The organism is Oleiphilus sp. HI0125 (genome assembly GCF_001635355.1).
Genome location: NZ_LWGF01000045.1, coordinates 1 through 814 on the forward strand (window position 1 = coordinate 1; position 814 = coordinate 814).

An 814-nucleotide genomic window follows, 5' to 3' on the forward strand; every position below is an offset into this window, starting at 1 on the left:
TTGTGGTGTTTTATGGAAGCGTATATTCCTGCCTTGGAAGGTGGGTCATTAATTGGTGCTGCTGCAGCTGTTTTATTAGTTTTGCTAGGACGAATAACGGGCGTGTCAGGTGTTTTGTTTTCGACAATGACGGGGCTATTGAAAGGCGACGTTAGTGACGATTTATGGCAAATTTGTTTTTGGTTGGCCTAGTGCTAGGTCCAATTATTGTTCATCAATTTGGAGGTTTACCGATACCTGATGCTCCAGAAGGCTCTATTACTCTAGCAATTGTAGCGGGCTTATTGGTGGGGTTTGGAATCAAGGTTGGTTCAGGCTGTACCAGTGGTCACGGAATATGCGGTATGGCGCGCTTATCTAAATGCTCGATTATTGCGACCTATACGTTTATGGCTGCGGGTTTTGTTACAGTATTTATCGTACGTCACGTGATGGGAGCTTAAGCATGAAAAATTTAGTTGGTTTGTTTGCTGGCATTTTATTTGGTGCTGGTTTGGCTTTATCTGGGATGACAGATACGCAAAAAGTTATTGGATTCTTAGATTTGTTCGGTGCATGGGATATTACGCTGATGTTCGTAATGGGAGGAGGATTGCTAGTGAGCTTCCCTGTTTATCAGTATATGAAGAATAAGCCTCGTCCAGTTTTTGACGAAGATTTACACTTACCATCGAAAACGATTATCGATAAAAGACTTATTGGTGGCGCGATATTGTTTGGTATTGGTTGGGCCTTATACGGATATTGCCCGGGATCGGCGATTTCGTCTTTGGCTTACGGGGATATGAATTCGATAATATTTGTCGTCACAATG

General features: G+C 42.6%; 2 protein-coding genes and 1 pseudogene. All 3 read left to right on the forward strand.

The window, feature by feature from the left end; all coding sequences use genetic code 11:
• Positions 1–192 (forward strand): annotated as a pseudogene (locus tag A3762_RS28725) (hypothetical protein); the annotation flags it as partial.
• Positions 165–443, forward strand: coding sequence for a YeeE/YedE family protein (locus A3762_RS28730; RefSeq protein ID WP_369820649.1), 279 nt, complete (start codon positions 165–167; stop codon positions 441–443). The pseudogene A3762_RS28725 and the gene A3762_RS28730, both read left to right, overlap by 28 nt.
• Positions 444–445: 2 nt before the next feature.
• The coding region (locus A3762_RS00860; protein WP_068753668.1) for a DUF6691 family protein at positions 446–814 on the forward strand (369 nt) is incomplete at its 3' end.

Coding starts and splice junctions, on each gene's coding strand:
- A3762_RS28730 (WP_369820649.1), top strand. CDS start 165: ATGGCAAATTTGTTTTTGGTTGGCCTAGTGCTAGGTCCAATTATTGTT.